The sequence below is a fragment of the Streptomyces sp. LaBMicrA B280 genome (assembly GCF_049222185.1).
In the GTDB taxonomy this organism is placed as follows: domain Bacteria; phylum Actinomycetota; class Actinomycetes; order Streptomycetales; family Streptomycetaceae; genus Streptomyces; species Streptomyces murinus.
Genome location: NZ_JBMJCT010000033.1, coordinates 102,924 through 129,377, shown reverse-complemented (window position 1 = coordinate 129,377; position 26,454 = coordinate 102,924). Strand labels below are relative to the sequence as shown.

Sequence of the window (26,454 nt, the reverse complement as noted above, 5' to 3'; positions counted from 1 at the left end):
GGCAGGTCGGCCCGGTGCGGGGCGGATCAGCTGTCGGATCGCCGACTGCTCGCGGCTCTCGATGGAAGTCGACCGAAAATGTGCAACGCCATGAGGTGTCTCTCCGAGCGCCGGGCCGTTGGCCTGTCCGGACGGTGTGTGACGGTTCCGCTACCGGGGTTGCGATCCTGCCATTTGTCGCCACCGGGGAGGAGATCCCGGTCTCCGGAGCGAGGCTTATCCGCAGGTCAGCCGTATAAGGTGAGTTTTCCGGTCCGGACGTACACAGGCGGGGGGAAGTGAGGGGTGGGACCTTGGGTTCCGACTCAGGGGCACGCACAGCTTTCGCCGAGCGCCTCGCGCTGCTCTACAAGGAGGCCGGAAACCCTCCCCTGAAAAGCGTCGCCGAGGCGGTCGGCAGGCTGCAGCGGGTCGACGAACGCGGCCGCCCGGTGCGCGTGTCCGCACAGCGGATCAGCGACTGGCGGCGGGCCAAGAACGTGCCGGCCCAGTTCACCGCCCTCGCGGCGGTGCTCCAGATCCTGATCCCGGAGGCGCGCCGCACCCACCCGCACCCGGTCTCCACGGGCCTGTACGACCTCGCCCACTGGCAGCGTCAGTGGGAGCGCGCGCTGGCCGACCCGGTCGGCGATCGCGCCGCGCCGCCCGCCTCGCCCGCCGAGGAGAACGGCCGCCCGCCCGCCCAGGCCCCGCCCATCACCGGCGGCGTGTGCCCCTACCGGGGTCTCGCGCCGTACCGGCAGGAGGACGCGCGCTGGTTCTTCGGCCGGGAGCGCAGCACCGACGCGATCATCGCCCAGCTGCGCACGGCGGGCCGTACCGGCGGCCTGGTGATGCTCGTCGGCGCCTCCGGCGCGGGCAAGTCCTCGCTGCTGAACGCCGGCCTGGTCCCGGCGATCGCGGGCGGCGCCCTGGCCGACGCGGGACTCACCCCGCAGCCGGACGGCGAGCCAGGGCAGCGCGCCCCCGTCGTCCAGCTGGTGCCCGGCGCCGATCCGCTCGCCGAGCTGATCCGCCGTATCCCCGATCTCGCTCCCGTGGCCGCCGAGGCGCGCGCGGCCGAGCGGGCGGCCACGGCCCGGCAGCAGGCCACCGAGGGCACCGTGACCGCGGGTGCCGAGGCGCCCCGGATCGTGCGCGGCGCCCGGGCCGCGGTCACGGCGTGGGCCGCCCGGGAGGCACCACCGGGGGTCCGCCCGGTGATCATCGTGGACCAGTTCGAGGAGGCGTTCACCCTCTGCCCGGACGAGGCGGACCGCCGCACCTTCATCCAGCTGCTGCACGCCTCCTGCACCCCGCCCTTCGGCGCGTCCGGACCCGCCCCCGTCCTGGTCGTGCTCGGCATACGCGCCGACTTCTACGAGCAGTGCCTCGGCTACCCGGAACTGGCCGACGCGCTCCAGCACCGGCACATGGTGCTCTCCCCGCTGACCAGCGGCGAGCTGCGGGACGCGGTGACCGGCCCGGCCAAGGCGGTCGGCCTGGAGCTGGAGCCGGGCCTCGCCGAGCTGATCGTGCGCGAGGTGAGCGCCGACGGCCCGCGCGGGGCGCACGACGCGGGCGTGCTCCCGCTGCTCTCGCACGCCCTGCTGGCCACCTGGCAGCGCCGCAAGGCCGGAAAGCTGACGCTGGCCGGCTATCGCGCGGCGGGCGGCATCCAGGGCGCCGTCGCCGCGACCGCCGAACGCGCCTGGTCGGGGCTCGATCCCGCCGCCCGTACGGCCGCCCGGCTGCTCCTGCTGCGCCTGGTGCGGCTCGGCGAGGACACCGTGGCCACCCGGCGGCGCGGCACCCGGCGCCAGCTGGCCCAGGAGTCGGCGGACCCCGGCAAGACCGAGGAGTCACTGGAGGCGCTGGTCCGGGCCCGGCTGGTGACGCTGGACGCGGAGACCGTGGAGATCACCCACGAGGCGCTGCTGCACGCCTGGCCCCGGCTGCGGCACTGGATCGACGACAACCGCAACGACCATCTGCTGCGCCAGCGCCTGGAGGAGGACGGCCGGTCCTGGGAGGACTCGGAACGGGACAGCTCGCTGCTGTACCGGGGCTCCCGGCTCGAACAGGCCCGCGCCTGGGCGCGCTCGGCGGGGGACACCTATCTGACCCGCAGCGCGGTGGAGTTCCTGGCCGCCTCGGTACGGCTGCGCAAGCGCACGGTGTGGCTGAGCCGGGCGGCGGTGGCCGCCCTGGTGGTGCTCGCGCTGGTCGCGGGCGGCTCCGCGGTGATCGCCTGGCAGCAGCGCGACGACGCCGTGTTCGAACAGGTGCTCGCCGAGGCGGACCGGGTGCAGCGCACCGACCCCTCGCTCGCCGCCCAACTGGACCTGGTCGCCCACCATCTGCGCCCCGACGACAAGGGCACGTACAGCAGGCTGATCTCCATAGTGAACGCGCCGCTGGCCACGCCGCTGTCCGGGCACACCGGCGCCGTCTACCTGACCTCCTTCAGCCCCGACGGCCACACCCTGGCCACCGCCAGCTACGACCGGACCGTACGGCTGTGGAACGTCACCGACCCGACCCGGCCCCGCCCCCTCGGCGGGCCCCTGACCGGGCACTCCAGCTGGGTGAGCAGCGCGGTGTTCCGCCCCGACGGCCGGGTGCTGGCCAGCGCGGGCGACGACGGCACGATCCGGCTGTGGAACGTCGCCGACCCGGCCCACCCGACCACGCTCGGCACACCCCTGGCCGGCCACTCGGGCACCATCTACCTGGTCGCCTTCAGCCCCGACGGGCACACCCTCGCCACCGCGGGCGAGGACGGCACCGTACGGCTGTGGAACGTGCGCGACCCCGCGCACCCCACCGCCCTCGCCGTGCTGCGCGGGCACACCGCGGCCGTGCGCAGCGTCGCCTTCAGCCCCGACGGGCGCACCCTCGCGGCGGGCGGCGACGACCACACGATCCGGCTGTGGAAGGTGACGGACCCGCGCCGGCCCACCCTGCTGCGCGTGCTGCGCGGCCACACCGACATCGTGCACTCCGTCGCGTTCAGCCCGGACGGGCACACCCTGGCCAGCGGCAGCGCCGACGACACCGTACGGCTGTGGGATCTCGCCGACCCGGCCGCGGCGAAACCGCTCGGCGCGCCCCTGACCGGACACACCGGGCCCGTCTGGTCGGTGGCGTTCAGCCCCGACGGCGGGCGGCTCGCCGCCGCGAGCGCGGACAGCACGGCCAGCCTGTGGAACGTCAGCGACCCGGACTCCCCCTCGCAGATCGGCGAGCCCCTCGCGGGCAGCAGCGGCGAGATGTACGCGCTGGGCTTCAGCCCCGACGGACGCACCCTCGCCACCGGCAGCGGGGACGCCAAGGTGCGCCTGTGGTCGATCCCGACCTCGGACATGATCGGCCGCAGCGGCGCGTTCAGCCCCAACGGGCGGGTGCTGGCCACGACCGCGCGCGACGGGCGGCTGCGGCTGTGGAACGTGGCGCACCCGGGGCGGCCGGTGCGGCTCGGCCCGCCGTTCATGAGCGGCGACGGCGCCGACACCCTGGTCTTCTCGCCGGACGGCCGCACCCTGGCCGTCCTCACCGGCGAGCAGAAGGTGTACCTGTGGAACGTCTCCGACCCGGCCCGCCCCTCCCTGCCCGGGCCGCCGCTGCCGCTGCGGACCCGCTTCATGGGGCCCAACGCCCTCGCCTTCAGCCCCGACGGGCACACCCTGGCGACGGCCAACGACGACCGGACCATACGGCTGTGGAACGTGTCCGACCCGGCCCGCCCGGCCCCGCTGGGCGCGCCGCTCGCCGGCCACCACGGCTACATCAACGCGCTCGTCTTCAGCCCCGACGGGCACACCCTGGCCAGTGGCAGCGCGGACAGCACCATCCGGCTGTGGGACCTGCGCGACCCGGCCGCGGCAAAGCCGCTGGGCGCACCGCTCACCTTGCACACCGGCCCGGTCAACGCGCTGGCCTTCACCCCCGACGGCAAGGCACTGGCCAGCGGCAGCGACGACGACACGGTCCGGCTGTGGAACGTCGCCGACCCGGCCGCGGCAAAGCCGCTCGGCGCACCGCTCACCGGCCACACCGAGGCGGTCACCTCGCTGACCTTCGACGCGGACGGCAACACGCTGGCCAGCGGCGGCGACGACAACACGGTCCGGCTGTGGAACGTCACCGACCCCACCGCGGCACGGCCGATCGGCCAGTCCATGACGCCCAACGCCAAGACCGGCACCTTCCTGTCCTTCAGCCCCGGCAGCCGCGTCCTCGGCGTCTCCAGCGGCCCGGACACGGTGCGCCTGTGGGACCTGGACGCCGGCACGGCCATCGATCACATCTGCTCGGTCACCCGGGGCGTCCTGACGCCCGCCAAGTGGCAGGAGTACCTCCCGCGCCTGTCCTACGACCCTCCGTGTGGCCACTGATCGGCCAACTTCCGTTTTTTCCCTCCGACTTGGCTCCACACGACCGACAACCTTGTTACCCTTGGCCATAGCCCGATCGCTGGTGCATCCCCCGTCGCCAGCGATCGGGTCTTTTCATGCCCGGCCCGAGGCAACGCCCCGCACGGCCCATGGACTCCCTTAGATGTTCAGGAGGTGTCCATGGAGGACGGAAAACAGGACCGGGACGAAGAGTTCGGCAGATTCATGACCGCCCGCTGGTCACGGCTGCTGCGGACGGCCTTTCTCCTCACCGGGGAACGGCACTCCGCCGAGGATCTCGCCCAGTCCACGCTGGAGCGGGCCTACACGGCCTGGCGCAGAGTCGGTAGGGCGGACGACCCGGACGCCTATGTCCGGCGCGTGATGATCAACCTGCACGCCCGTCGGCACCGCCGCAAGCTCAAGGAGTTCCTGGCGCCGAAGGACGATTCCGGCCTGGTGCGCGAGGAGGCCGACCGCGGCGACCGGATCACCCAGGCCGTCGACCGCGACGTGCTGCTCAGGGCGCTCGCCCAGCTGCCCGCGCGGCAGCGCCAGGCGGTGGTCCTGCGCTACTGGGAGGACCTGACGGAGACCCAGACCGCACACGCGATGGGCTGCTCCGTCGGCACGGTCAAGAGCAATACGGCCAAGGGGATAGCGAAGCTGCGCCTCATCCCGGCGCTGGCCGACGCGGTCCCGCAGGGAGGGCGGGCATGACGAACACGGACGGGAACGAGCACGGCATGGCACAGGACAGGATCGCCCTCCTCCTCGCGGACACGGCGCGGGAGATCGAGACCGGTCCGGCGCCCGTCGCGGCGGTCGTACGGGGCGGACGGCGGCGCCGGGCACGGCGGTGGGCGGCAGCCGCGGTCACGGCCGCGGTGGTGGCGGGGGGCACGGTGGGGGCGGTGACCGCCCTGCCCGGCCGCGAGTCGGCCGCTCCGGCGGAGAGGGGGGTCGGCGGGGAGCTGGTGGACGAGCCGGTGATGGCGATGGTGGGTTCGGGCACCCGCGACGGCGCGAACTGGAGCGTGAACACCCAGGTGTGGCCGGCGCCCCGCGACCGGAGCGAGGCCGTCCGGCAGATGAAGGCCATGGCGGACTGGGGCCTCACCCCGGTGACCTCGGGCAGCCCCTCCGATCTGATCGGCAGGACGAGCTATTTCATCTACCGCGCCTTCAAGAAGGGCGACAGCAAACCCACTCTGCGGATGGTGACCTCCGACACCGTCGCCGCCCTGCCCCGCCCGAAGGGCACCGAGATCCATGTCTTCCTCAAGCCCCTCGCGCCCGACGACAGCACCCAGAACCTGGTCGTCGGCATGGTGGCGAGGACGGCACGCCAGGTCACCTGCCACTGGAAGGACGGCAGCGCGACCACGGCCGATCTCGCACCCGACGACACCCCGATCCGCCCCTCGAACGCCGCCATCCGGTCCATCGAGGGGTTCCCCACCGCCAACTGGTTCTTCTGCGCGGCCCCCGGCGGGACCGCCTACCAGTCCGCGGAGGTGACCAGGTAGCCCCTCAGCCCCGCAGCGCGTCCAGGACGTGCGGCCAGGCGGCCGCGCCGAGCAGTCCGTCGGCCTCCGGTGTGCCGCCGTACCGGAAGGTCGGGGACGGCGGCGAGGGGAGTTCGCCGGGGAAGAGGGGGCGGTGCCCGGCGTCGGCGCGGGTGATCAGGCGGACTCCCGCCCCGGCCGCCCGCCCGCGCTCGGCCAGCCGTGCGGCGTAGACATCCGAGGGCCACATCGCGTCGTCGCCGCCCGCGACCAGGATCAGTTCGGCCCGCGCCGCCTCGACGGGGATCTCCGCCGCCGGGAGCAGATCGGCGAAGGTCCGCTCGCTGCGCTCGTACCAGCCCCGGATGGCGACGGGCCCGTCCTCCGGCTCGGCCGGTGTCCAGGAGTCGTCCATCGGCACGAAGGGCAGTGGGCGGCCCCGCCAGGTCCAGCAGGAGCGGTACGGGCGGTCGGCCCCGTCCCGGCCGGGCCCGACATTGCACCAGACCAGCGGGCTCGGCGACAGGGCGACCACCACGTCCACCCGGTCGTCGTGAACGGCCGTGAGCAGGGCCGCCTCGGCCCCCTTGGACAGGCCGAGCACACCGATCCGGCGCGCCCCCGTGCCGCGCAGCAGATCGACGGCGGCGGTGAAGGTCTCCAGCGGCACCTCGCAGATCCCCGGCGGCTGCCCGGGCCCCCCGAACCAGCGGATCGTGAGCGCGGTGATCCCCTGCCGGGCGAGCAGCCGCGCCCGCTCCCGCATGACCCGCCCGCTGGACCCGGCCAGCACCAGCACCCCGGCCGCACTGCCGCCCACCGGGGAGGCCAGCATCCCCTCCCAGGGCTCGGCCAGCTCCCGCTCCACGATCTCCACAGGCCCCCCAGGCATGCGCACCGATCCGATGAACCGTCATCGAAATGCCGAAAACCCCCGACCGTTGCCGATCGAGGGTTTTCGTGCTGGTGGGGCTAACAGGATTTGAACCTGTGGCCTCATCCTTATCAGGGATGCGCTCTAACCAACTGAGCTATAGCCCCGCCGCGCCTGCGGTGTATGTCCCGCGCGCTGACTCCTGAAGATTAGCGCACGACCACGTCAGTCCCAAAATCGGTTACCGGCGGCCGTCGCTCGTCCGTCACTCGGCCGTCACTCGTCCTCGGCGAGGGTCAGTTCGACGCCGCCGACGAAGCCCGCGGAGAGGTTGTAGATGAAGGCGGCGAGCGTGGCCAGCGCGGTGGCCAGGACGACGTCGATGGCCGCGATGATCGTCGTGAACATCAGGACGTGCGGCAGCGACAGGAAGGACTGGAGGTCGAAGCCGTTCGCCTCGTTCGAGCCGGTCGCCTCCGAGATCGTGCCGCCGACCGTGGAGAACACGCCCATCGCGTCCATGACCATCCACAGCACCGCCGAGGCGACGATCGTGCAGATGCCCAGCGCGATGGAGAGCAGGAAACTGACCTTCATCACCGACCACGGGTCGGCCTTGGCCACCCGCAGCCGCGCCTTACGGGTGCGCGGCGCGGTCCGCACCCCGGTACGGGGGCGCCGTACCCCGCCGGCCGCCTGCTGCGCCGGGTAGGCCTGCGGCGGGTGGTACGGCCCGCCGGGCTGCTCGGGGCGCCGCTCCCCGGGGAGCGGAGAAGACGACTGCACATCACCAGCCACAGCAAGGCCCCGGGTGTCCGTCCCCATCCCCCCCTCCTGCGGCGGGTGGTACGGCCCGCCGGGCTGCTCGGGGCGCCGCTCCCCGGGGAGCGGAGACGACGACTGCGCCTCACCGGCCGCGGCCGGGCCTCGGGTGTCCGTCACAGTTCCCCCCTGGGGTGCAGACGTGCCGGAGGCGTCCGCCGCGGACGCCCGCACCGGCTTCAGGTTGGTCGTCTGCGGGTCGGTGGCCGCCCCCGCATGCGCGGCGGAGCCACGGCCGCCGCCGTCCGTCTCCGTACCCGTGGAGGTACCGGCCGATCCGGCGCCCGTGGCTCCGCTCACGATGACTCACTCCTCGTGCTACTCGGCCGAGGGCGACTCACCCTCGTCCGTGCCGGTGGCCTGGGCCTCCTCGGCGGTGATGTCGTCGGCGTCCTCGCCGTCGACCTCCTCCGCCTCGCGCCCCGCCTCGGCGTTACGTGCGATACCTACCACGGCATCGCGCTTGCCCAGGTTGATCAGTTGGACGCCCATGGTGTCACGGCCCGTCTCCCTGACCTCGTTGACTCGCGTGCGAATCACACCACCGGACAAGGTGATCGCGAGGATCTCGTCGGTCTCCTCCACGACCAGCGCCCCGACGAGCGAACCGCGGTCCTCCACGATCTTGGCGGCCTTGATGCCGAGGCCGCCGCGGCCCTGGACGCGGTACTCGTCGACGAGGGTCCGCTTCGCGTACCCGCCGTCGGTGGCAGTGAACACGAACGTACCGGGTCGCACCACATTCATCGAGAGAAGCTCGTCGCCCTCGCGGAAACTCATCCCCTTGACGCCGGAGGTGGCGCGGCCCATCGGGCGGAGGGACTCGTCGGTGGCGGTGAACCGGATCGACTGCGCCTTCTTGCTGATCAGCAGCAGGTCGTCGTCGGCCGAGACCAGCTCGGCGCCGATCAGCTCGTCGTCGCCGCCGTCCTCGCGCTCCCGCAGATTGATCGCGATCACACCGCCGGAGCGGGGCGAATCGTAATCCTTCAGAGGCGTCTTCTTGACCAGGCCGGACTTGGTGGCCAGCACCAGGTACGGCGCCGCCTCGTAGTCCCGGATGGCGAGGATCTCGGCGATCGCCTCGTCCGGCTGGAAGGCGAGCAGGTTCGCCACGTGCTGGCCGCGCGCCTCCCGGCCCGCCTCGGGCAGCTCGTACGCCTTGGCCCGGTACACCCGGCCCTTGTTGGTGAAGAACAGCAGCCAGTGGTGGGTGGTGGAGACGAAGAAGTGGTCGACGATGTCGTCCTCCTTCAGCTTCGTGCCCCGCACCCCCTTGCCGCCGCGCTTCTGCGCCCGGTAGTCGTCCGTCTTGGTCCGCTTGACGTAACCGCCGCGCGAGACGGTGACGACGATGTCCTCCTCGGCGATCAGGTCCTCGATGGACATGTCGCCCTCGTACGGGATCAGCTTGGTCTTGCGGTCGTCGCCGAACTTCTCGACGATCGCGGCCAGCTCCTCGCTGACGATGCCGCGCTGGCGCACCGGGGAGGCCAGGATCTGGTTGTACTCGTTGATCTTCGCCTGGAGCTCGTCGTGCTCCTGGACGATCTTCTGCCGCTCCAGGGCCGCCAGGCGCCGCAGCTGCATCTCGAGGATCGCGTTGGCCTGGATCTCGTCGATCTCCAGGAGCCCCATCAGGCCGGTGCGCGCGATGTCGACGGTGTCGCTGCGCCGGATCAGCGCGATGACCTCGTCGATGGCGTCCAGGGCCTTCAGCAGACCGCGCAGGATGTGCGCGCGCTCCTCGGCCTTGCGCAGCCGGAAGCGGGTCCGGCGCACGATGACCTCGATCTGGTGCGTCACCCAGTGCCGGATGAACGCGTCCAGGGACAGCGTGCGCGGCACGCCGTCGACCAGCGCCAGCATGTTGGCGCCGAAGTTCGTCTGGAGGTCGGTGTGCTTGTACAGGTTGTTCAGCACGACCTTGGCGACGGCGTCCCGCTTGAGGACGATCACCAGCCGCTGACCGGTGCGCGAGGACGTCTCGTCGCGGACGTCCGCGATGCCGCCGATCTTGCCGTCCTTCACCAGGTCGGCGATCTTCTGCGCCAGGTTGTCCGGGTTCACCTGGTACGGCAGCTCGGTGACCACCAGGCACTGCCGGCCCTGGATCTCCTCGACCTCGACCACCGCGCGCATCGTGATCGAGCCGCGCCCGGTGCGGTACGCCTCCTCGATGCCCTTGCGGCCCACCACCAGGGCGCCGGTCGGGAAGTCGGGGCCCTTGATGCGCTCCATGAGCGCGTCGAGCAGCTCCTCGTGCGAGGCCTCGGGGTTCTCCAGGTACCACTGGGCGCCGGCCGCGACCTCGCGCAGGTTGTGCGGCGGGATGTTGGTCGCCATGCCGACCGCGATGCCGGCCGAGCCGTTGATCAGCAGGTTCGGGAAGCGGGACGGCAGGACGGTCGGCTCCTGGGAGCGGCCGTCGTAGTTGTCCGTGAAGTCGACGGTCTCCTCGTCGATGTCGCGGACCATCTCCATCGACAGCGGCGCCAGCTTGCACTCGGTGTAGCGCATCGCCGCGGCCGGGTCGTTGCCCGGGGAGCCGAAGTTGCCGTTGGAGTCCACCAGCGGCATCCGCATCGACCACGGCTGGGCGAGGCGCACCAGGGCGTCGTAGATGGAGGAGTCGCCGTGCGGGTGGTAGTTGCCCATGACGTCACCGACGACACGGGCGCACTTGTAGAAGCCGCGCTCGGGGCGGTAGCCGCCGTCGTACATCGCGTACAGCACACGCCGGTGGACGGGCTTGAGGCCGTCCCGGACGTCGGGCAGCGCACGGGACACGATGACGGACATCGCGTAGTCCAGGTACGAGCGCTGCATCTCGGTCTCGAGCCCGACGGGCTCGACACGCATGGCGAGTTCGCCGCCCTCTTCGGGGGTGACTGGAGTGTTCTCGTCGGCCATTGCTGGTGAAGATCCTTCCCTGTGCGGTCAGCTGAGACCGACTCAGATGTCGAGGAAGCGGACGTCCTTGGCGTTGCGCTGGATGAACTGGCGGCGTGCCTCGACGTCCTCGCCCATCAGCACCGAGAACAGGTCGTCGGCCTGGGCGGCGTCGTCCAGGGTGACCTGGCCGAGCACGCGGTGCTCCTGGTCCATCGTGGTCACGCGCAGTTCCTCGGCGTTCATCTCGCCGAGGCCCTTGAAGCGCTGGATGGAGTCCTCGCGGACCCGCTTGCCGCGCTGGCGGCCCATCTCGATCAGCGCGTCGCGCTCGCGGTCCGAGTAGGCGTACTCGATGTCGTCCCGGCCCCACTTGAGCTTGTAGAGCGGCGGCCGGGAGAGGTAGACGTGCCCGGCCTCGACCAGCGGCCGCATGAAGCGGAACAGGAAGGTCAGCAGCAGGGTGCTGATGTGCTGGCCGTCGACGTCGGCGTCCGCCATCAGGATGATCTTGTGATAGCGGAGCTTCTCGATGTCGAAGTCCTCGTGCACACCCGTGCCGAAGGCGGAGATCAGCGCCTGGATCTCCTGGTTCTGCAGGATCTTGTCGATCCTGGCCTTCTCCACGTTCAGGATCTTGCCGCGGATCGGGAGGATCGCCTGGTACTGCGGGTTGCGGCCGGACTTGGCCGAACCACCGGCGGAGTCGCCCTCGACGATGAAGATCTCGCACTTGGTGGGGTCGTTCGACTGGCAGTCGGACAGCTTGCCCGGCAGCGACGCCGACTCCAGCAGGCCCTTGCGCCGGGTGAGGTCACGGGCCTTGCGGGCCGCGACCCGCGCGGTGGCGGCCTGGATGCCCTTGCGGATGATGTCCGCGGCCTCGTTCGGGTTGCGGTCCAGCCAGTCGTTCAGGTGCTCGTAGACCGCCTTCTGCACGAAGGTCTTGGCCTCCGTGTTGCCCAGCTTGGTCTTGGTCTGGCCCTCGAACTGCGGCTCGCTGAGCTTGACCGAGATGATCGCGGTCAGACCCTCGCGGATGTCGTCGCCGGTGAGGTTGTCGTCCTTCTCCCGGAGCAGCTTCTTGTCGCGCGCGTACTTGTTGATCAGCGACGTCAGCGCGGCGCGGAAGCCCTCCTCATGGGTGCCGCCCTCATGCGTGTGGATGATGTTGGCGAACGAGTACACACCCTCGCTGTAGCCGCTGTTCCACTGCATCGCGACCTCGAGGGACAGGCTCTTGTCCTTGTCCTCCGCCTCCAGGTCGATGATGGTGGGGTGCACCACCTCTCCCTTGCGGGAGTTGAGGTACTTCACGAAGTCGACGATGCCGCCCTCGTAGTGGTACGTGACCGACTTGACCTCGGCCTTCTCGTCCGCGCCCGCTTCGTCCGCGCCGCTGGTGGCCTTCGCCGACTCGCGCTCGTCGGTGAGCCTGATGTTCAGGCCCTTGTTGAGGAAGGCCATCTCCTGGAAGCGCCGGGACAGCGTCTCGAAGGAGTACTCGGTGGTCTCGAAGATCTCCGGGTCGGCCCAGAAGGTGACCGACGTACCGGTCTCCTCGGTGGCCTCGTGCTGGGCCAGCGGGGCGGTGGGCACGCCCATCTTGTAGTCCTGCGTCCACCGGTACCCGTCGGTCTTGACCTCGACGGAGACCTTGCCGGACAGGGCGTTCACGACGGACACACCGACACCGTGCAGACCGCCGGAGACGGCGTAGCCGCCACCGCCGAACTTGCCGCCCGCGTGCAGCACGGTCAGCACGACCTCCAGGGCCGGCTTGCCCTCGGACGGCACGATGCCGACCGGGATGCCACGGCCGTTGTCGACGACGCGGACGCCGCCGTCGGGGAGGATCGTCACGTCGATGAGGTCCGCGTAACCCGCCAGCGCCTCGTCGACCGAGTTGTCGACGACCTCGTACACCAGGTGGTGCAGTCCGCGCTCGCCCGTGGAGCCGATGTACATGCCGGGCCGCTTGCGGACCGCGTCCAGCCCTTCGAGCACGGTGATGGCGCTGGCGTCGTACGAGGCCGTCGAGGCCGGGGCCTCGGCGTTCACGCCGGCGTCGGTGGACGGGATGTTCTCGTTGGGGTTGCCGGAATCGGCCACGAAGCGCCCTTTCTGGCACTGGCACAGCACGAGCCGGGCTCCTGAGGGCACCCCCGATGGGGGAAGGCTGCCGGAGCGGCTGCGGCATGTTGCGTTGGTAAGCCTTGATCAGCGTTGCTCAGCTTTTCCCGGGCGGTCCCCACGTTGGGGCGGGATTGGCTTCCAGTCTACCGGTAGCGCTGACATCGATGGGGGTTTGCCGGTACCTGAGTCCCCATGTGCCGCCCTGAACCGGTCTCGGCCGGGTACCGATATACGGAAGGGGGCTCCAAGAGCCTCACAGCGGCACTCAGAGCTTCGAGCCGTCAACCCTTGGCTACTCCAGGGTCAGTACGCGTCCCGCACCCCTGGACACAAGGGCGCGCGCAGGGCAAACCCGCAGGACAGAGGGGGGTGACGAGAGATCGCGACGTGAGGTACGTCACCCGTAGGTGTCGCCCGGGCCCATGCTTCCCGGGGCCCGCAGCGGGCCGTAGCGGCGGGCCGGGCCACCGGGCCCGTGCACCTTGATCAGCCGGACCGTGCCATGGCCGAGATCCGCGTTGAGCCGGGCGACCAGGGCCGGCGCGAGCAGCCGCAGCTGGGTCGCCCAGGCCGTGGAGTCGCAGGCCACCACGAGCACCCGCTCGTCCTCGTCGTAACGCTGCGGCACACAGTGCTTGGCCAGGTCCTCGCCGACGATCTGCGGCCAGCGGCCCATCACCCCGCCCACGGCCGCCGGGGTCTCCCAGCCGCGCTCGGTGATCAGCCGGTTGATCGCCGAACCGAGCGCCATCGGGTCCCGGCCGTCGGCCCGCGCCCCGGACCGCAGCCCGCCGCCCCGCCGGGCCTGCTTCTTCTGCCGGGCCGCGTCACCGCGCGCGCGGGCCTGCTCCTTCGCCGCGCGCAACGCCACGCGGGCGAGGTCCACACCGGAGGGCTCGCCGCTCTTCTTGGAGCTGTCCTTTTCGCCGCTCATACGCGTTCCACCGTCCCACCCGAGACGGAGTACCGCGCCCCGGCCAGCACATCCGGGACATCGTCGTCCACGGCCGCGGTGACCAGCACCTGCTCGCCGGGCGCGACCAGCTCGGCGAGCCGCTCGCGGCGGCGCGCGTCCAGCTCGGCGAAGACGTCGTCCAGGACGAGGACGGGCTCATTGCCCTCGGCGCGCAGCAGCTCGTACGAGGCGAGGCGCAGGGCGAGGGCGTACGACCAGGACTCGCCGTGCGAGGCGTACCCCTTGGCGGGCAACTGGCCGAGTTTCAGGACCAGATCGTCCCGATGGGGGCCGACGAGGGTGACGCCCCGCTCGATCTCCTGCTTGCGGGCCTCGGCCAGGGCGGCCAGCAGCTGCGCGTACAGGTCCTCGCGGCTGTGGGCCTCGCCGGGCGCGGACGGCTTGTACTCCAGCGCGAGCGGGCCGCCGCCGGGGGCCAGCTGCTCGTACGCCTTGTCGGCCAGCGGCCGCAGCGCGGCGATCAGATCGAGCCGGCGGGCGAGCAGCTCGGCACCGGCGTGCGCGAGGTGCTGGTCCCACACGTCGAGCGTGGACAGGTCCATGGTCCGCCCGCCGTGCCTGCGCGCGAGCGCCGCCGACTTCAGGAGCGTGTTGCGCTGCTTGAGCACCCGCTCGTAGTCGGAGCGCACCCCGGCCATCCGCGGGGAGCGCGCGGTGATCAGCTCGTCCAGGAACCTGCGCCGCTCCCCGGGGTCCCCCTTCACCAGGGCGAGGTCCTCGGGCGCGAACAGCACGGTCCGTACGATGCCCAGCACGTCCCGGGGTCTGACCTGCGAGGACCGGTTGATGCGGGCGCGGTTGGCGCGGCCGGGGTTCAGCTCGAGCTCGACCAGCTGCTGCCGGTCGCCCTGGCGGACCTGCGCCCTGATGACGGCGCGCTCGGCGCCCATGCGCACCAGGGGCGCGTCGGAGGCGACCCGGTGGCTGCCCAGGCTCGCCAGGTAGCCGACCGCCTCCACCAGATTGGTCTTGCCCTGGCCATTGGGCCCGACGAAGGTCGTGACGCCCGGGTCGAGCGGGACCTCGGCCCGCGTGTACGAGCGGAAGTCGGCCAGCGAGAGATGCGTGACGTGCATGAGCGGTGCGCCGGCCTCCTTCCGCTTCCGTGCGACGAACGGGCTGTGGGTCGAACGGGCTGTGGGCCGCGGGGCGGCCCCTGGACTACTTCTTCGCTACGGCTTCTTCTCCACGGCGTGGCCGCCGAACTGGTTGCGCAGCGCGGCGATCATCTTCATCTGCGGCGAGTCCTCCTGGCGGGAGGCGAACCGCGCGAACAGCGACGCGGTGATCGCGGGCAGCGGCACCGCGTTGTCGATCGCGGCCTCCACGGTCCAGCGTCCCTCGCCGGAGTCCTGCGCGTAACCGCGCAGGTCGTCCAGGTGCTCGTCCTCGTCCAGGGCGTTCACCGCGAGGTCGAGCAGCCAGGAGCGGATGACGGTGCCCTCCTGCCAGGAGCGGAAGACCTCACGGACGTCCGTGACGGAGTCGACCTTCTCCAGCAGCTCCCAGCCCTCGGCGTAGGCCTGCATCATCGCGTACTCGATGCCGTTGTGGACCATCTTCGCGAAATGACCCGCGCCGACCTTGCCCGCGTGCACCGAGCCGAAGTCGCCCTCCGGCTTGAGCGCGTCGAAGACCGGCCGCACCCGGGCGACGTGCTCGGCGTCGCCGCCGTACATCAGCGCGTACCCGTTCTCCAGGCCCCAGACGCCGCCGGAGACGCCGCAGTCCACGAAACCTATGCCCTTGGCGGCCAGTTCCCCGGCGTGCTTCTCGTCGTCCGTCCAGCGGGAGTTGCCGCCGTCCACGACCACGTCGCCCGGCTCCAGCAGCTCGGCGAGCTGATCGACGGTCGACTGGGTGGGCTCGCCGGCCGGGACCATCACCCACACCACGCGCGGGGCGCTGAGCTTGCCCACAAGCTCTTCCAGGCTGTGGACATCCGCGACGTCGGGGTTGCGGTCGTATCCGACGACGGTGTGGCCCGCGCGGCGGATCCGCTCGCGCATGTTGCCACCCATTTTGCCGAGGCCGACGAGACCGAGCTCCATCAGTTGTGTTCCTTAGGGTCGCTGCTGGCGTCTGGGGCACGAGAGTGCCGCCCCGAGCCTAAACGGCCCCGCTCACGCACAGTTGTGGGCTCCGGCGCTCATCCGGCGCCCCCAGGCGGCGGTGCCGGACGCCCGCGGGGACGCCCGGCACCGTGCACACCTGTGGACGACGGTCGGCCGCGATCAGCCGCTGAGCCGCACCGGCATGATCAGGTACTTGTAGGCCTCGTCCGCCTCCGCGTCCAGCGCGGGCTTGCCGCTGAGCAGCGCGGGCTTCGTGGACGTCGTGAACGACAGCTGCGCCACCGGCGAGTCGATCGCGCTCAGGCCGTCCAGCAGGAACGTCGGGTTGAAGGCGATCGAGATGTCGTCGCCCTCCAGCTGCGCGTCGACCCGCTCCACAGCCTGTGCGTCGTCGCTGGAACCGGCCTCCAGGATCAGCACGCCCTGCTCGAAGCTCAGCCGCACCGGGGTGTTCCGCTCGGCCACCAGCGCGACACGCTTGACGGCCTCCACGAACGGCGCCGTCTCGATCACCGCGACCGAGTTGAACTCCGTCGGGAACAGCGTCCGGTACTTGGGCAGGTCGCCCTCGAGCAGTCGCGTGGTCGTACGCCGGCCCGCGCCCTCGAAACCGATGAGGCCCTCGCCCGCGCCGGAGCCCGACAGGGCCAGCGTCACGCTGTCCCCGGCGCCGAGCGCCTTGGCGGTGTCCAGCAGCGTCTTGGCGGGCACCAGGGCGACCGCGGACGCCTCCGGGTTCTCCGGCTTCCACAGGAACTCGCGGACCGCGAACCGGTAGCGGTCGGTGGACGCCAGCGTCACCGTGTCGCCCTCGATCTCGATGCGCACACCGGTGAGCACGGGCAGCGTGTCGTCGCGGCCCGCGGCGATGGCCACCTGGGACACGGCGGCGGCGAAGACCTCGCCGGGCACGGTGCCGGTCGCGTTCGGCATCTGCGGCAGCGCCGGGTACTCCTCCACCGGGAGGGTGTGCAGCGTGAACCGGGACGATCCACAGACCACCGTCGCCCGTACACCGTCTGTGGAAATCTCCACCGGCCGGTTGGGCAGCGCACGCGAGATGTCGGCGAGCAGCCGACCGGAGACCAGGACGGTGCCCTCCTCCTCGACCTCGGCGTCGACGCTCACCCGAGCGGACACCTCGTAGTCGAAGCTCGACAGGCTCAGCTGGCCTTCCTCGGCCTTCAGCAGCAGGCCGGCGAGCACAGGCGCCGGCGGACGGGCAGGCAGGCTGCGTGCCGCCCAGGCCACTGCCTCCGCCAGTACGTCGCGTTCCACCCGGATCTTCACCGTAAGCCGCCTCCTGCTGTTGCTTCTGAGTCCTCCGACTCGGTGTCACCGCCCACTGCGAAGGGCAGGACACCGGGGACCAGTCTGACGCACCGCACTGACAGTAGGTGCCCGTCGGGGTCAAGTCGGACCGAGCGGCAGTCGGGCTCGAAACAGCGAGTTGTGCACAGCCCCCGCTTCAAAGCGATTGCCGAGCTCTCTCTAGTTGGGAGTAGTAGTAGGGCCTGTGGATACCGTGGATAACCGCGTTTGCCCAGCTCAGCGCATGTTTTTTGTCCACCGGGCCTGTGCATAGAGGCAGTGGACAACCCGGGGTATCTGTGGAGAACAGAAAGTTCTGCACACCTCGCCCACAGGACGAGGGCAGTTCTCCCCAGCTGTGTCCCCAGGAATACCCAGGTTTCCCACACCCCAACCCGGCACCTTTGTGTGACGCCTTTCACTCGACGCGGTGAGAGGGTGCGTCGCGTTGCCGAACAGTGGACAGCCATGTGGAGAAGCCGCGCCACACTGGGGACAACCGCCCCCAGCCTGTGGGTTGTCGGTGGACAACTTTCCGCACACCCTGTGGATCATCTCGTCGTCCACAGCCTGTGGATCACCGTCATCCACGATTCCACAGCCACCTGAGCTGCGCCGACGCGATCTCCCCGGCTTCCCTGTGGACACACCTCGGGACAACTTCACCATCCCCACCATGTGGAAGAAAGAAAGTCCCCAAATCTGTGGAGGGCGGCCGTAACCCGACGAGAAATCGAACAGTCGATGACGACGGCGTCTCGCTGTCGCCGAGCGCGGGCCGGGGTATCGGCGAGGGACGGGGCGTCGGCGAGGGCCGCCGGGAGGGAGAGAGCCGGACGGAGAGAGGACAGGCGCTGGGGGAAGCTCCGCCGCGGAGGCGCCTGCGAGCGCCCGTAGGCGCGATCCGCCCCCCGGCCCGCCTCAGCCGCCCCGCGTCCCCTCAGAGGCCCGCGCATACGAAAGGGCGCCCTCGAGACCCTCGGTCCCGAAGACGCCCTCGACGCCCGGCCGGGCGGCCGGGCCAGCGGCTAGCCGTTCTTGATCCGGTTCGTCAGCTCCGTCACCTGGTTGTAGATCGACCGCCGCTCCGCCATCAGCGCCCGGATCTTCCGGTCGGCGTGCATGACCGTCGTATGGTCCCGCCCGCCGAACTGCGCCCCGATCTTCGGCAGCGACAGATCCGTCAGCTCCCGGCACAGATACATCGCGATCTGCCGGGCCGTCACCAGCGCCCGCCCCCGCGAGGTCCCGCACAGGTCCTCGACGGTCAGCCCGAAGTAGTCCGCGGTCGCCGCCATGATCGCGGTGGCCGTGATCTCCGGCGCGGAGTCCTCCCCACCCGGGATCAGGTCCTTGAGCACGATCTCGGTGAGCCCCAGGTCCACCGGCTGCCGGTTGAGCGAGGCGAACGCCGTCACCCGGATCAGCGCGCCCTCCAGCTCGCGGATGTTCCGCGAGATCCGGGACGCGATGAACTCCAGCACCTCCGGCGGCGCGTTGAGCTGCTCCTGGACCGCCTTCTTGCGCAGGATCGCGATCCGTGTCTCCAGCTCGGGCGGCTGCACGTCGGTGATCAGGCCCCACTCGAAGCGGTTGCGCAGCCGGTCCTCCAGGGTGACCAGCTGCTTGGGCGGCCGGTCGCTGGAGAGCACGATCTGCTTGTTGGCGTTGTGGAGCGTGTTGAAGGTGTGGAAGAACTCCTCCTGCGTCGACTCCTTGTCCGCGAGGAACTGGATGTCGTCGACGAGCAGGATGTCCATCTCGCGGTACCGCTTGCGGAAGCTGTCGCCCTTGCCGTCGCGGATGGAGTTGATGAACTCGTTGGTGAACTCCTCCGAGCTCACGTACCGCACCCGCGTGCCCGGGTAGAGGCTGCGCGCGTAGTGCCCGATGGCATGCAGCAGATGGGTCTTGCCGAGCCCCGACTCCCCGTAGATGAACAGGGGGTTGTACGCCTTCGCCGGCGCCTCCGCGACCGCCACCGCGGCCGCGTGTGCGAACCGGTTGGACGCGCCGATGACGAACGTGTCGAAGAGGTACTTGGGGTTCAGCCGCGCCGTCGGCTCACCGGGACCGCTGGCGGGCCCGGGCTTGGCGGCCGACGGTCCGGACGTCCCCGCCGGGGAGTTGTCCGGCCGCCCGGTCCCGCCGCGGTGGTGCGCGGGCCCGCCGCCCATCGGCTGCTCGGGCAGCTCGCGGCGGACCGGGTCGCGCTGGTCGTACTCGGCGCGCGACTTCTCGTAGTCGGGCCGGTCGTACTCGGACCGCTCGTACTCGGAGCGTGGCTTGTCGTAGTCGGGGCGGGAGGGCTCGTACTCCCCGCGCTCGCCCCGGTCCCCGCGGTCCCCCCGGTCCCGCTCGCGCGGGCCGTCGTACTCGCCGCGCTGCTGCTCGTACGACGACCGTTCCATGCCCTGCTGGCGGTAGTCGTGGACCGGCGGCCCGTAGGGGTCCTGGGGGTGCGCGTGGGAGGAAGGGGAGGCGTACGGGTCGCGCTCGGGGAAGCCGAGCCGCTGCTGCTGCCAGCCGTAGTCGTCCTGTCCGCCGCGCGGCCAGGCGCCGGGCTCCGGACGCTGGTACTCGGCGGGGTAGGCCGGACGCGCGGTGGGCAACTGGTCGCCGCGCGAGGACGGTTCACCGCCCGGGTGCTGGTCCGCGCGGTGGCGGCCGTAGCCCTCGTACGACGGGCCGGAGGGCAGCTCCGGCTCCTCGTAGCGCGAGGGGGACGGCCCCGGCGCGCTCGGGGCCGGGGGCTCGCCCGCGGAGTCGTCGACGGTGATGGCGATACGGATGGGGCGGCCGCACTCGCGGCTCAGCGTCTCGCTGACGATCGGCGCGAGACGGCCCTCCAGTACGTTCTTCGCGAATTCGTTCGGTACGGCGAGCAGAGCGGTGTCCGCGACCAGCGCGAGCGGCTGGCAGCGGCGGATCCAGTGTTCGTCCTTGACCTCGACACCCTGTCCGCGGCCCTCGCCGAGGAGCTGCTCCAGTACGCGTGGCCACACTGCGGCAAGATCGGCAGGTACGTCAGCCACAGGGCACGCTCTCTCACGGGGTGAATTTCGGGTGGTCGGCGGGGCAAACCCGCCGGGGCGGGGGACAAAAGAACGAATCGGAGTCCAGCCACGGTAGTCAGCGGGGCCGGTAGGGTTCAAGTTGTTGTCCCCAGCCTGTGGACAGTGTCTCCCAGCGGCACTCGGTTTGACCGGATGGCGTAGCCCCGCGTACCGTACCCAGGTCGAGTTGTCGATGGCTGCTGCCGCCTGCCTCCGATGGGCACAGATCGCGTCAGGTGATCGGGAAGCGGTGCAATCGGGCGTGACGCGAGCTACTCGTGGGCGCACGGTGACAGCCAGGACGGCACCCCGCCACTACCGAATCTTTCTGGAGCCCCCGAGTGAGCAAGCGCACCTTCCAGCCGAACAACCGTCGTCGCGCGAAGACCCACGGCTTCCGGCTGCGTATGCGGACCCGTGCCGGCCGCGCGATTCTCGCGACCCGCCGTAGCAAGGGTCGCGCCCGTCTGTCCGCCTGATCCCGGTCAGGTCATGACATCGTGCTGCCCACCGAGAACCGGCTGAGGCGGCGCGAGGACTTCGCGACCGCTGTACGACGAGGCCGCCGGGCTGGTCGCCCGACTCTCGTCGTCCACCTTCGTAGCGGTGCCACGGACCCGCACGCGCCTGGGGAGAGCGCTCCTCCGACGCGTGCGGGTTTCGTCGTCAGCAAGGCCGTGGGTGGCGCGGTCGTGCGCAACAAAGTGAAGCGCAGACTGCGTCATCTGATGCGTGACCGAGTCGCACTTTTTCCCCCCGGTAGCCTGGTAGTGGTACGAGCGCTGCCCGGGGCGGGCGACGCCGACCATGCACAGCTGGCCCAAGACCTGGATGCCGCCCTACGGCGGCTGCTGGGAGGGGGCACGCGATGAAGTACCCGCTGCTGGCTCTGATCAAGCTGTACCAGTGGACGATCAGTCCATTGCTCGGGCCGGTGTGCAAGTACTACCCGTCGTGCTCCCATTACGGCTACACGGCCATCGACCGGCATGGTGCGATCAAGGGCACGGCACTCACCGCCTGGCGCATCCTCCGGTGCAATCCGTGGTCGCTGGGTGGCGTGGACCATGTCCCGCCGCGCAAGCGTCCGCGGTGGCACGAAATGCTGCGCGACGCCTGGCGCGCACGCCGGGGCGGGCCCTCCGCCGCCGAACCGGCCCCCGAAGCGAAGCCCGAGGACTTTGTCTCGGAGCTTCCTCCGAGCCCGGCCGCAGAGACCTCGTCCCATGCCCAAGGAGCATGATTAGTGGACACGATTGCCAGCCTCTTCAGTTTCATCACCTGGCCCGTCTCCTGGGTCATCGTCCAGTTCCACGCGGTGTACGGCGCCATCTTCGGCCCCAACACCGGATGGGCCTGGGGCCTGTCCATCGTGTCCCTGGTGATCCTGATCCGCATCTGCCTGATCCCGCTCTTCGTGAAGCAGATCAAGGCGACGCGTGCGATGCAGACGCTCCAGCCTGAGATGAAGAAGATCCAGGAGCGCTACAAGAACGACAAGCAGCGTCAGTCCGAAGAGATGATGAAGCTGTACAAGGAGGCGGGCACCAACCCGCTCTCCTCGTGCCTTCCCATCCTGGCGCAGTCCCCGTTCTTCTTCGCCCTGTACCACGTGCTCAACGGCATCGCGTCGGGCACCAAGATCGGCTACATCAACGCCGAGCAGCTCGCCAGCGCCCGCCAGGCGCACATCTTCGGGGCCCCGCTGGCCGCGAAGTTCCTGGACGGCGCCGACACGGTGCAGAAGCTCGGCGCCTCGCTGACCGACGTCCGCGTCGTCACCGCGATCATGATCGTCCTGATGTCGGCGTCGCAGTTCTACACGCAGCGCCAGCTGATGACGAAGAACGTCGACACCACGGTGAAGACGCCGTTCATGCAGCAGCAGAAGATGCTGATGTACGTCTTCCCGATCATGTTCGCCTTCTTCGGTATCCGCTTCCCCGTCGGTGTCCTCGTCTACTGGCTGACCACCAACGTGTGGACCATGGGCCAGCAGATGTACGTCATCCGCAACAACCCGACCCCGGGTTCCAAGGCCCAGGCCGCGTACCTGGAGCGCCTGACCAAGCACGTCACGCACCACGGCAAGGTCGGCCGCCGTAGCGAGAAGGCGATCATCAAGGCGATCGTCGCCAAGGGCCGCGAGCGCAACGAGTTCGAGCGCAAGTTCATCAACTCCCTGAACAAGGCCGGCCTCGCCGCCCAGGCGGACGGCTCCGTGGTGCAGAGCGTGGCGACCGAGACCGAGGCGGGGACCGAGGACGGCGCGACCACCGCCACCGCCGGTGCCGCCCCGCGGCGCCAGCAGCCCAAGCGCCAGAGCAAGGCCCAGCGTCAGTCCGGCGGGACCAAGCAGACGGGCGACTCTCTGTCCCTGGAGAAGTCCGACTCTGAGACGTCCGACTCCTCCGAGCAGCCGGACTCCCCCGAGCAGCCCGGCTCGTCGGAGGAGACCGAGCAGCCGCAGGACAGCAAGTCCACCGCTGCCCAGCAGGGCTCGAAGCCCGGCACGGGCGCCCGCAGCAAGGCCCAGAGCGGCCAGCGCAAGGGCGGCTCGCAGCGTCCCAAGTCCCCGTCCAAGAAGTAAGAAGGAGCCCAGCCCGTGACGGAAGGCACCACCTCCGCCGCTGCCGAGGGTGCAGACACCCTCTCCCGCCTGGAGCAGGAGGGCGAGATCGCGGCGGACTACCTGGAGGGTCTGCTGGACATCGCCGACCTCGACGGCGACATCGACATGGATGTCGAGGCCGATCGGGCCGCCGTGTCGATCATCAGCGACAGCGGCGGCCGGGATCTGCAGAAGCTGGTCGGCCATGACGGCGAGGTGCTGGAGGCGCTTCAGGAGCTGACGCGGCTGGCCGTGCACCGGGAGACCGGCGACCGCAGCCGACTGATGCTGGACATCGCCGGCTACCGGGCCAAGAAGCGGGCCGAGCTGTCCGAGCTGGGCGCCAAGGCCGCCGCCGATGTGAAGAGCTCCGGTGAGCCCGTGAAGCTGCGACCGATGACTCCCTTCGAGCGCAAGGTCGTGCACGACGCGGTCAAGGCCGCCGGGCTGCGCAGCGAGTCCGAGGGCGAGGAGCCGCAGCGGTTCGTCGTCGTGCTGCCCGCCTGATCGGCCCCCCTTGTTACACCGGCCCCGTCTGTTGAGCAGACGGGGCCGAACTTTGTCAGCCTGGTAGTTCTGGTGGCCGGTGCGCGAAGCACCGGCGCTGTACGGAAGGACGGTCCCCGTGACGGAGGCAGCGGAGCTTCCCCCCGCGCCCGAGCAGGCGCGCGAAGTATTCGGTGATCGCTTCGCCGATGCGGTGCGCTACGCGGAGCTGCTCGCGGAGGCGGGCGTCCAGCGTGGTCTGATCGGCCCGCGGGAAGTCCCCCGCCTGTGGGAGCGGCACATCCTGAACTGCGCGGTGCTCTCCGAGGCCGTTCCCGAGGGAGTGACGGTCTGCGATGTGGGCTCCGGCGCCGGGCTGCCGGGCATCCCGCTGGCCCTGGTCCGTGAGGACCTCAACATCACCCTGCTGGAGCCGCTGCTGCGGCGCACCAACTTCCTCACCGAGGTCGTCGAGCTGCTCGGCCTGGACCATGTCACCGTCGTACGAGGACGTGCCGAGGAGGTCCTGGGCAAGCTGGCGCCGGTCCATGTCGTGACCGCCCGCGCCGTGGCCCCGCTGGACCGCCTGGCCGCCTGGGGGATCCCGCTGCTGCGCCCGTACGGCGAGATGCTGGCCCTCAAGGGCGACACCGCCGAGGAGGAGCTGAAGGCATCCGCCACCGCGCTGAGCAAGCTCGGCGCGGTGGAGACCTCGATCCTCCATGTGGGCGAGGGCATCGTGGACCCGCTGTCCACGGTGGTCCGGGTCGAGGTCGGGGAGAGCCCCGGCGGTGTGCGCTTCGCCGCCAAGCGGGCGAAGGCCGCGCGCACGGGCCGCGTCCGCCGGCGTCGCTGAGCCGACTGGCCGTACTCCCACAAGCTGCCCGCCCACGCACGACGGAGTGTCGCAAGGCCCCGGTCGCCGGTGCTGTGCATCGTTGTTTCACGTGAAACGTCGCTCACTGTTGCACGGCATCATCAGTCGCGGCCGCGCGGCCGAACCCCGCGACCGGAAGCCCCTCGGTTCTCTCGGAGGAGGCTCGGGCCCTTCAGCCAGGCCGGCCTCGTCCCCCGCAAGGGGCACGGAGTTGTCCACAGAGGTGGATTTCTCCACAGAAGACCCGGCCTCACTGGTTCACGACCCCGAAGGCATGGGAGGCTCTGTTCATTGCGAGCCTGAAGTCGAGGAGAGTGAATCCTTGCGGTCCGACGCCAACATCGCGGGACCGATGACCGATCCGGTCCCCGGTCCCCGAACCGAGTCGATGGGGGCGGATGTTTCACGTGAAACACCGCCCCCGATGGACGACACCCCCATCGGTCGTGCGGCCCAACTGGCCGTGGAGGCTCTCGGTCGCGCCGGCGAAGGTCTGCCGCGACCGGAGCAGACGCGCGTCATGGTGGTCGCCAACCAGAAGGGTGGCGTGGGCAAGACGACGACGACCGTCAATCTTGCCGCCTCGCTGGCTCTGCACGGTGCCCGTGTGCTGGTGATCGACCTGGACCCGCAGGGCAACGCGTCCACGGCCCTCGGGATCGACCACCACGCCGAAGTTCCGTCGATCTATGACGTGTTGGTGGAGAGCAAGCCGCTCGCCGAGGTCGTCCAGCCCGTACCGGACGTCGAAGGACTCTTCTGCGCCCCGGCCACCATCGATCTCGCCGGTGCGGAGATCGAGCTGGTGTCCCTCGTGGCCCGCGAAAGCCGCCTGGACCGCGCGATCCAGGCGTATGAGCAGCCGCTGGACTACATCCTCATCGACTGCCCGCCCTCGCTCGGCCTGTTGACGGTCAATGCGCTGGTGGCGGGCCAAGAGGTCCTCATCCCGATCCAGTGCGAGTACTACGCGCTGGAGGGCCTGGGCCAGTTGCTGCGCAATGTCGATCTGGTGCGGGGGCACCTCAACCCCGCCCTGCATGTATCGACCATCCTGCTCACCATGTACGACGGCCGGACGCGTCTCGCCTCCCAGGTCGCGGAAGAGGTGCGCAGCCACTTCGGCGAAGAGGTGCTGCGGACGAGCATTCCCCGCTCGGTCCGTATCTCCGAGGCGCCGAGTTACGGGCAGACGGTGCTGACTTACGATCCTGGATCGAGCGGTGCCCTCTCGTATCTTGAGGCGGCCCGAGAAATCGCGCTGAGGGGCGTTGGCATCAGCTATGACGCGAGCCAGGCCCACATCGGCGCCCAGAGCGACCCGAGCATGGTGGAGGGGATCCAGTGAGTGAGCGACGGAGGGGGTTGGGCCGAGGACTGGGCGCGTTGATCCCTCCTGCCCCGGTCGAGAAGAGCCCGGTACCGGCCGCGTTGGGCGGCGGTGCGTCCGCCTCTCCTGCGGGCGTTCCGGTCCTGACCGCGGAGCGCGGAGTGGCCGCGGCGAAGGTGGCCACGCTGCCCTCGCCCTCCCAGGAAGCCGAGGAGCGATCGGCCGCCTCGGTCGCGGAGACGCCCGCGCCTCCGCTGGGCGCCCACTTCGCCGAGATCCCGCTGGACGCGATCACGCCGAACCCGCGCCAGCCGCGCGAGGTCTTCGACGAGGACGCCCTGCACGAGCTGATCACCTCCATCCAGGAGGTCGGTCTGCTCCAGCCGGTCGTGGTGCGGCAGCTGGGCCCCGGTCGCTATGAGCTGATCATGGGCGAGCGCCGCTGGCGCGCCTGCCGTGAGGCCGGTCTGGAGGCCATCCCGGCGATCGTCCGGGCCACGGACGACGAGAAGCTCCTTCTGGACGCGCTGCTGGAGAACCTGCACCGCGCGCAGCTGAACCCGCTGGAAGAGGCCGCCGCCTACGACCAGTTGCTGAAGGACTTCAACTGCACGCATGACCAGCTGGCCGATCGGATCGGGCGCTCCCGCCCGCAGGTCTCCAACACCCTGCGGCTGCTGAAGCTCTCGCCGACGGTACAGAAGAGGGTCGCCGCCGGGGTGCTCTCCGCCGGGCATGCGCGGGCGCTGCTGTCCGTGGCGGACTCGGAGGAGCAGGACCGGCTGGCCCACCGCATCGTGGCCGAGGGGCTGTCGGTGCGGGCCGTCGAGGAGATCGTGACCCTCATGGGCTCCCGGCCGCAGAAGCCGCAGCGTCCCAAGGGGCCGCGGGCCGGCTCCCGGCTCTCCCCGGCGCTGAACGAGCTGGCGACCCGGCTGTCGGACCGCTTCGAGACCCGGGTGAAGGTCGACCTCGGGCAGAAGAAGGGCAAGATCACCGTGGAGTTCGCCTCCATGGATGACCTTCAGCGGATCCTGGGCACCCTCGCCCCGGGTGAGGGCCGGGTCCTGCCGAGCGACCTTCAGGAGGGCGCCGAAGAGGACCAGGACGACTGATTCCTGGAC

At 70.5% G+C, this 26,454-nt stretch carries 20 protein-coding genes and 1 tRNA gene; 11 read left to right on the top strand and 10 right to left on the bottom strand.

Going from position 1 to position 26,454, the window contains the following annotated elements:
- Positions 1–293 precede the first annotated feature (293 nt).
- The 3 genes from ACLF5H_RS25530 to ACLF5H_RS25520 all read left to right on the top strand — a co-directional run bounded on the left by ACLF5H_RS25530 (position 294) and on the right by ACLF5H_RS25520 (position 5,905).
- The gene (locus ACLF5H_RS25530; protein ID WP_421678359.1) at positions 294–4,376 is read left to right on the top strand and encodes an AAA family ATPase; all 4,083 of its coding nucleotides are present in this window, start codon (positions 294–296) and stop codon (positions 4,374–4,376) included.
- A 180-nt stretch (positions 4,377–4,556) separates the two neighbouring features.
- Positions 4,557–5,096 (top strand): SigE family RNA polymerase sigma factor, encoded by a 540-nt coding sequence (locus ACLF5H_RS25525; RefSeq protein WP_421678358.1) that lies wholly within the window; start codon positions 4,557–4,559, stop codon positions 5,094–5,096.
- Complete coding sequence (locus ACLF5H_RS25520; RefSeq protein ID WP_421678357.1) at positions 5,093–5,905, top strand: hypothetical protein; 813 nt, start codon at positions 5,093–5,095, stop codon at positions 5,903–5,905. The genes ACLF5H_RS25525 and ACLF5H_RS25520 overlap by 4 nt, the downstream gene beginning before the upstream one ends.
- A 4-nt stretch (positions 5,906–5,909) precedes the next feature.
- Here the strand turns inward: ACLF5H_RS25520 and ACLF5H_RS25515 are convergent, their stop codons facing one another.
- The 10 genes from ACLF5H_RS25515 to dnaA all read right to left on the bottom strand — a co-directional run bounded on the left by ACLF5H_RS25515 (position 5,910) and on the right by dnaA (position 20,005).
- Positions 5,910–6,776: an acyl-CoA thioester hydrolase/BAAT C-terminal domain-containing protein gene (locus tag ACLF5H_RS25515; RefSeq protein WP_421678356.1), complete on the bottom strand. Its 867-nt coding sequence runs from the start codon at positions 6,774–6,776 to the stop codon at positions 5,910–5,912.
- Positions 6,777–6,848: 72 nt separating this feature from the next.
- Positions 6,849–6,925: transfer RNA gene (locus tag ACLF5H_RS25510), tRNA-Ile, on the bottom strand.
- Positions 6,926–7,034: 109 nt separating this feature from the next.
- Positions 7,035–7,880 (bottom strand): DUF3566 domain-containing protein, encoded by an 846-nt coding sequence (locus ACLF5H_RS25505; protein ID WP_421678355.1) that lies wholly within the window; start codon positions 7,878–7,880, stop codon positions 7,035–7,037.
- 18 nt (positions 7,881–7,898) lie between these two features.
- Entirely contained in the window at positions 7,899–10,493 is a 2,595-nt protein-coding gene (gyrA, locus tag ACLF5H_RS25500; RefSeq protein ID WP_421678354.1) for a DNA gyrase subunit A, read from the bottom strand.
- 42 nt (positions 10,494–10,535) lie between these two features.
- Positions 10,536–12,584, bottom strand: coding sequence for a DNA topoisomerase (ATP-hydrolyzing) subunit B (gene gyrB / locus ACLF5H_RS25495; RefSeq protein WP_037650806.1), 2,049 nt, complete (start codon positions 12,582–12,584; stop codon positions 10,536–10,538).
- A gap of 421 nt (positions 12,585–13,005) precedes the next feature.
- Positions 13,006–13,542: a DUF721 domain-containing protein gene (locus ACLF5H_RS25490; RefSeq protein WP_421678353.1), complete on the bottom strand. Its 537-nt coding sequence runs from the start codon at positions 13,540–13,542 to the stop codon at positions 13,006–13,008.
- Positions 13,539–14,660 (bottom strand): DNA replication/repair protein RecF, encoded by a 1,122-nt coding sequence (recF, locus tag ACLF5H_RS25485; RefSeq protein ID WP_421678352.1) that lies wholly within the window; start codon positions 14,658–14,660, stop codon positions 13,539–13,541. The genes ACLF5H_RS25490 and recF overlap by 4 nt, the downstream gene beginning before the upstream one ends.
- Before the next feature lie 96 nt (positions 14,661–14,756).
- Positions 14,757–15,635 (bottom strand): phosphogluconate dehydrogenase (NAD(+)-dependent, decarboxylating), encoded by an 879-nt coding sequence (gnd, locus tag ACLF5H_RS25480; RefSeq protein WP_421678351.1) that lies wholly within the window; start codon positions 15,633–15,635, stop codon positions 14,757–14,759.
- A 183-nt stretch (positions 15,636–15,818) separates the two neighbouring features.
- Positions 15,819–16,949 (bottom strand): DNA polymerase III subunit beta, encoded by a 1,131-nt coding sequence (gene dnaN / locus ACLF5H_RS25475; RefSeq protein ID WP_421678350.1) that lies wholly within the window; start codon positions 16,947–16,949, stop codon positions 15,819–15,821.
- Between the two features lie 1,049 nt (positions 16,950–17,998).
- Positions 17,999–20,005 (bottom strand): chromosomal replication initiator protein DnaA, encoded by a 2,007-nt coding sequence (dnaA, locus tag ACLF5H_RS25470; protein WP_421678349.1) that lies wholly within the window; start codon positions 20,003–20,005, stop codon positions 17,999–18,001.
- Between the two features lie 362 nt (positions 20,006–20,367).
- Between dnaA and rpmH the strand changes: the two genes are divergently transcribed.
- The 8 genes from rpmH (at position 20,368) to ACLF5H_RS25430 (ending at position 26,445) form a co-directional block, all read left to right on the top strand.
- Complete coding sequence (rpmH, locus tag ACLF5H_RS25465; RefSeq protein ID WP_003975051.1) at positions 20,368–20,505, top strand: 50S ribosomal protein L34; 138 nt, start codon at positions 20,368–20,370, stop codon at positions 20,503–20,505.
- Between the two features lie 21 nt (positions 20,506–20,526).
- On the top strand, positions 20,527–20,898 hold the full coding sequence (gene rnpA, locus ACLF5H_RS25460) for a ribonuclease P protein component (RefSeq protein ID WP_078967093.1): 372 nt from the start codon (positions 20,527–20,529) through the stop codon (positions 20,896–20,898).
- Positions 20,895–21,269, top strand: coding sequence for a membrane protein insertion efficiency factor YidD (yidD, locus tag ACLF5H_RS25455; RefSeq protein WP_421678348.1), 375 nt, complete (start codon positions 20,895–20,897; stop codon positions 21,267–21,269). Before rnpA ends, yidD begins: the two co-directional genes overlap by 4 nt.
- A 3-nt stretch (positions 21,270–21,272) precedes the next feature.
- Complete coding sequence (yidC, locus tag ACLF5H_RS25450; protein WP_421678347.1) at positions 21,273–22,616, top strand: membrane protein insertase YidC; 1,344 nt, start codon at positions 21,273–21,275, stop codon at positions 22,614–22,616.
- 15 nt (positions 22,617–22,631) lie between these two features.
- On the top strand, positions 22,632–23,144 hold the full coding sequence (locus ACLF5H_RS25445) for a protein jag (RefSeq protein WP_421678346.1): 513 nt from the start codon (positions 22,632–22,634) through the stop codon (positions 23,142–23,144).
- A 118-nt stretch (positions 23,145–23,262) separates the two neighbouring features.
- Positions 23,263–23,979 (top strand): 16S rRNA (guanine(527)-N(7))-methyltransferase RsmG, encoded by a 717-nt coding sequence (gene rsmG / locus ACLF5H_RS25440; protein WP_421678345.1) that lies wholly within the window; start codon positions 23,263–23,265, stop codon positions 23,977–23,979.
- Positions 23,980–24,274: 295 nt separating this feature from the next.
- Positions 24,275–25,348, top strand: a complete 1,074-nt coding sequence (locus ACLF5H_RS25435) for a ParA family protein (RefSeq protein WP_085568637.1) — start codon at positions 24,275–24,277, stop codon at positions 25,346–25,348.
- Positions 25,345–26,445, top strand: a complete 1,101-nt coding sequence (locus ACLF5H_RS25430; protein ID WP_421678344.1) for a ParB/RepB/Spo0J family partition protein — start codon at positions 25,345–25,347, stop codon at positions 26,443–26,445. The genes ACLF5H_RS25435 and ACLF5H_RS25430 overlap by 4 nt, the downstream gene beginning before the upstream one ends.
- The last annotated feature ends 9 nt before the right edge of the window (positions 26,446–26,454 follow it).

What these genes read in the sequence shown, in the direction of transcription:
- gyrA (WP_421678354.1), bottom strand. Translation starts at nt 10,493, where the DNA reads ATGGCCGACGAGAACACTCCAGTCACCCCCGAAGAGGGCGGCGAACTC.
- ACLF5H_RS25520 (WP_421678357.1), top strand. Translation starts at nt 5,093, where the DNA reads ATGACGAACACGGACGGGAACGAGCACGGCATGGCACAGGACAGGATC.
- recF (WP_421678352.1), bottom strand. Translation starts at nt 14,660, where the DNA reads ATGCACGTCACGCATCTCTCGCTGGCCGACTTCCGCTCGTACACGCGG.
- ACLF5H_RS25525 (WP_421678358.1), top strand. Translation starts at nt 4,557, where the DNA reads ATGGAGGACGGAAAACAGGACCGGGACGAAGAGTTCGGCAGATTCATG.
- gnd (WP_421678351.1), bottom strand. Translation starts at nt 15,635, where the DNA reads ATGGAGCTCGGTCTCGTCGGCCTCGGCAAAATGGGTGGCAACATGCGC.
- ACLF5H_RS25490 (WP_421678353.1), bottom strand. Translation starts at nt 13,542, where the DNA reads ATGAGCGGCGAAAAGGACAGCTCCAAGAAGAGCGGCGAGCCCTCCGGT.
- yidD (WP_421678348.1), top strand. Translation starts at nt 20,895, where the DNA reads ATGAAGTACCCGCTGCTGGCTCTGATCAAGCTGTACCAGTGGACGATC.
- ACLF5H_RS25515 (WP_421678356.1), bottom strand. Translation starts at nt 6,776, where the DNA reads ATGCCTGGGGGGCCTGTGGAGATCGTGGAGCGGGAGCTGGCCGAGCCC.
- ACLF5H_RS25435 (WP_085568637.1), top strand. Translation starts at nt 24,275, where the DNA reads ATGGGAGGCTCTGTTCATTGCGAGCCTGAAGTCGAGGAGAGTGAATCC.